Genomic DNA, 6,002 nt, shown 5'->3' on the forward strand with positions numbered 1-6,002 from the left:
ATAGTAATAGAGGAATCTATTTTTGTCACATTAAAGGAAGTATTTGCACTACTTTCATAGTATTTATCATTACCTTCATATAATACAACTACATTATATATGCCTTCTTTTGTTGTTTTATAAGTGTAGGTATATTTACCCTCATCATTAGTTTTTACTGTAATGTTATTTTCACCAGTAATGGCTATGGTAATCTCAGCATCTTTCATAGGCATATTATATTCATCAGTAAGAGTACCATTAATAACAATATTATCAAGTGGAACTAAAACAGTTTCTTGTTTATTAACTGTTATGTCAGTTGATATTTTCTTTACATCTAATTTTACTGTTTTTTCATCACCATTATATGTATCATTACCAGCATATTCAACAGTTAAATCATATAATCCTGCATATGATGGTGTTGTGGTGTCAAATTTATATAAACCATCTTTATCAGTATTTACATTTGTACTAACCCCATTAAATATTATGGTTAAAGTAGCATCTGCAATAGGATTATTATTATTATCCATAAGAGTACCATTTATATTCAATGGACTGTCAACACGTAATTCATCACTATTTTTAACATTTACTGTAATGGTAGAAGATAATGGTTCTACATCAAAGAAAGTATCATTATATGCATCTTCATATATTTTACTACCATCATAAATAACTTTTACAGTATATGTACCAACTGTTGTTGGAGTCCATGTATATGAATACTTACCATTATTATCAGTTGTTAGATTAAACTCTTCCATACCAGTAATAGACATGGTAATATTAACACCATTTAATACATTACCATTTACATCAGTAAGGGTACCATTAATTGTTTTTTGTGTGTTTACATCAATGTTTTCCAGTTCAGGATTGATTGATAGTATAGTTCCAAGTTTATTTATTTCAAATATTATATCAGTAGTATTACCATTATATTTTGTATCAGTTCCAGCATATGTAGCAGTTAATGTATATTCACTAACTGGTAAATCTGTAATATAAAATTCTGCAGTACCATCATTCCCAGTTATTATTGTTGTAATACCTTCCATATTACTAATAGTACCATCTATACTTGCATCAGAGATAGGATTACCCTTAGCATCAGTTAAGTTAACTTTAATTATTACAGGCATTCCATATGTGTATTGTGTAGTTCCAGTTAATCTTAATGTTGTATTTAATTTTAAAACATTTATGGAAGTTTCTGCTGATGTACTTTCATAAGTCTTATTACCATAATATTTGAATGTTATAGGAATATTTTCCCCAACAGTGTCTGCTTTGTATGTGTATGAATATCCACCAGTACTATTGGTAGTTATTAAGTCTCCGGTAGATACTTCTATTTCTGCACCTTCAATAGGCATACCTTCTTCATCAGTAAGAGTACCATTGATAGTAACATTATCAGTTACTACTACATCTATAGGACCTTCATCTACAGACATCATAGTTTTCATTTTTGATGTTACATTTATAGTAACTGTTATTTTATCACCATTATATGTATCATTACCAGCATATTCAACAGATAGTTCATATAATCTTGGATATTTTGGTGTTTGATCGTAACTAGTGGTATGTGAATAAGAACCATTTTCTGCAGAAATTATTATGTTTCTCTTATTGAATCTTATAGTCAGTAGAACGTGTTCTGGAGGATTATTGTTATTGTCCAAAATAGTACCACTTATGGTTATTGGAGTGTTAACAAGGAATTCATCACCATCTTTAATATTTAATGTAATAGTTGTAGTTAATGGATCTACATCACCATATGTACTAGCAAATGCATCACCATATTTATCATTACCATCATAGGTAGCATTTACATAAAATGTACCTTTTTTTGATGGAATCCATGTGTATGAATATTTACCATCACTACCAGTTGTATTAGTAACAGAACCTACATCAGTAATATTTAGGTTAATAATAGCATTTGCTATAGCACCACCAGTTGCATTAGTAAGAGTACCATTAATAGTTACTGGAGTGTTCACATCAACAACAATATCTAAAGGTTCATTGATTGTTAATTCAGTTTCAACTTTATTAACACTTATTATTGTTGAATTAGTACTAGCTGCATATTCAGTAGTTTCTTCAGATTTAGCAGTGAATGTATAGTCACGAGCTTCTGATAAAACAGAATTTTGAATCCAGAATTCTACTTCACCATTTTCAGTAGGAGATTCCTCACTAATAAATGTATCACCAAGATAACCAGATATCTTTACACCATTGATAGCATTACCAGTAGCATCAACTAATTTAGCAGTGATAACTGTATCTCCACCAATTGTAACTTGAGTTTCTCCTGATAATTCTATTCTTGTATCAGTTAGAGTTTTAAGTGATTTAGTAGCTATTTTTTTAGTGTTAGTTTTTACTGTAAGGATAGTATTTCCTTCATTTCTTTCATATAATTTATTACCATAAACACAAGTGATGTTATAATTCTTAGGAGTAAAACTATCAGGTACTGTGTATGTTATGGAAGCTATTCCATCAACAACATTACCATAAATAATATTACCATTACTATCTCTTAAAGTTCTACCATTAATCTTAAATACTACACGTCCACCATTAACAGGTTTAGTAATAGTTTCTTTATTAGTATCACTTGTAATTAAAGTATTATTGTCTGATGAGTATGTGGTTTGTTTACTTGTAACTTTAGCTATAAGAGTAACTTCTTTACCCACTTCAACAGTTTGAGGTTCTAATTCAATTTCAGGCATTATTTTACTAATATCTAGATCAATAGTACTTGAAGCTGATTGAATAGTACTGGTTCCACTGTATACTGCTGTCATTTTTGTGTTTGGTTTAATCCAATCACCAGGTATGGTATAATTATTAATTACTGCTTTACCATCTTTAACATTAGCAAAGAGAACATTACCATTAATATCTTTTAAAATTTTATCACGAACTTTAAATATTACACGACCACCAGTAATTGGTGTATTATCACTTGTTACTGAAGCAGAAATACTTATTGTATCATTAATCTGAGCAACAGTTGGTTCAATGATAATGGTTGTTATTGGTATTACTGCATCTATAATAAAAGAGTCATTACATGGTTTGAATCTGCACATACCACCACCTGAATGATCACCAATCCAGTCATATTGGACATAGTTTTCAGTATTTGTCTGATAATCTAGTACAATTGTGTAATTGGCTTCTTCTTGTGGACTATATTGCACTGTAGCTGATCCATTAGTTACAGGTACTGTGCCTATGATATCATTATTAATTTTTACAGTTATATTACCCTCGTTAACATCTTTAAGCCATACATCAACTACTTTTATATTAATATCATTAATTTTACCAACTTTTAATTCCTTATTGGTTATTGTTGTATAAATTGGAAGAGTATTATTACCAGCAGCTGGTAGATTATCCCAAGGATCACCTTCCATAGCAGAACTTCCTCGTCTAAATGGTGTTAATAAATAACATTCTTGCTGAGCATACTCAGCACGACTTACTATTATTGGCTGGTCTTCTGGTTCATCCACTATAATTATACATCCACACATCCACTCAAGGTTTTCTAATAATACAGGTGTAGAAACATTGGTTTTAACATTAATCTTACAATACCTTATATCGTATGGTGAATTTGTGAAATTAATAACTATTGCTTTGTTACCTTCCATAATTATGCGTGAAAATCTTAGATTAATATTAGCTGTTGCATTTGATTCTTCTTTGAAAAGAACACTATCTCCCTTATTTTTTTGAATTATTGTACAATTATTAAAACGTATATCAAGATGGTATATATGTCCATACATTTCAAAAGGTTTTAATGTAGAAGAAAGGATGAATGTTGCTTCACGTTCATCAGTATTTATAATAGTAATATTGTTTAAGGTAACATTATGTTTATATATAATTGTCGTGTTATATAATGTATATTTATGAAGATAATTATTAATTTCTATAAGATCATTACCAATAGTCATGTTTTTATTGTATAAATCAGAACCTAATGTAATTTTTTTTATTCCACTTTTTATTTCTCCGTTTGTGAAATATTGGTCATAATTTTCTTCTGTGAGAATTATATTTTCTTCTGCTTTTTTAATGCTTTTTATTTGTTGTTTATTTTTTAATGATTTTAGGTTTATGGTATTGGTATTGTCAGGTCCTGTATTATTTATTAAACTATTATTAAAACATCTTGTTTCTTGTATCGTTGCATCTCCATTTCCTTCACTACTTTTAAGTATGTTGTTTTGGATTATTGAATTATTTGTATTTGTTAATAATATTGTATGCTTTAGTGTTGTGGTTATTTTTAGTCCATTTATATTTATTTGTTGTGAGTTTGTTATTTGTATTGGTGTTTCTGGCGTGTTTATTGTTGCATTTTCTGTGTAGTTTCCTTTAACTAATATTCCTATGTATACATCAGTTGAGTTTGTTATTTGTGTGTATGTTCCTGTATTGTATTTTATTCCATTTGTTTGTTGTGTGTAGTTTATTCCATTTATTGCTACGTTGGATGAGTTTATTACATTGAATGCTGTTGATGTACCATTTTGATATGGTGTGAGGAAGCTTATATCAGTGTAGTTTGCTTTGTACATATTAACCATTATTGAATTTCCATATAGGTAATATGGACTTGTTGAGTCATTTGATGTGATTATTGTATTATTGGTATTGTATAAATCTACTCCATATACATTGTTTGCTGTTAAATTCATATTTACTGTTATATTATTATCAGCTGGTATGGTGTTTATTCCACTTATTACTACTCCATATGCATTGTTGGTTGCTGTTATGTTTATTTTTGCATTGATGTAGTTTTTATTGGAATCTATTAATTGTATTCCATTTGCATAGTTGTTTGATGTTGTGGTTATGTTGTTTCCAATGATTATGTTTTCATCTGTATTTTGTAGATTTATTGAGTATGCATAGTCATTTGTTTGTGTTGTTATTGTATTATTTCTAATTAGATTGTTTGTGTGTCTGTTTGTTTTGTTTTGTATTGATATTCCATTTATTGTTCCATATGGTTGTGTTGTTGTATTTATTGTTGTTATTTTATTTAATTCTACAATGTTGTTTGATGATTGTATGAGTAATCCTATTGTATCTGCAATTCCATAATTATCAGTGTATGTTATGTTGTTGGAAGGTCCATTTGTTATTATAGTGTTGTTATATATGGTGTTTCTATCATCTGTTATTGTGATTGTATGTATTGGTGTGTTTGTATTTACTGTTATATTGTTTGCTTCAATTGTATTGTCTTTTGAATTAACTTTTATTACATAATCTTTATTATTTGTGTTTTGTATGTTTAGTCCATAGATTGTTACTTTTGCAGTATTATCTACGTATATTGAACAGTTGTTGAGTATGGATGTATTATCATTTGTTATGTATACATTTACATTTTTTATGTTGAATTGTTTGTTATTTAATGTTTGAAGTGTTAATTTACTTCCTGTTGGTACATTTTTAATGTCTCCATTTGTATCAAAGAAGTCGTTATAATTTGCTTCAGTTATTGTATAATCACTACCAGTGTTTATTGTATTGTTTTCTATTGTATTTTCATTGTTTGCTGTTTTTACTGCTCTGTCTCCAGTAAATATACTTGCTGTTATACTGTTGTCTGTAATTGTATTGTTGTATGCACTACTTGTTAGTTCTACAACATATGTTTTGTTATATTTTAATGTATTATCTGTTAATGTATTATTTTTTCCTGTTATGTAAATAAATCCTTCAATATTATTATTTGTTATGTTATTGTATCCTTTAAGGTATAGTGCGTGTGATCCTATGTTTGTTGTTATTTGGTTGTTTCTTATTGTTGTGTTATATTGTCCTAGGTTGTATATTGCAAATGTTGGTGTTGTTCTATCAAAGAAACTTAGTAGTATTGTTGATGGTTGCATATCTGTGAAGTTTGAGTTTTCTATCACATGTTTCATGGAATTATTGTATGTATTTTCATT

General features: G+C 28.5%; 1 protein-coding gene. It reads right to left on the bottom strand.

Translation table 11 applies throughout. The features are described from left to right. On the bottom strand, positions 1 to 6,002 hold a 6,002-nt coding region (locus BZ132_RS03740), incomplete at both ends, for a carboxypeptidase regulatory-like domain-containing protein (protein ID WP_286940530.1).

Source organism: Methanosphaera sp. DEW79 (genome assembly GCF_003266085.1).
In the GTDB taxonomy this organism is placed as follows: domain Archaea; phylum Methanobacteriota; class Methanobacteria; order Methanobacteriales; family Methanobacteriaceae; genus Methanosphaera; species Methanosphaera stadtmanae.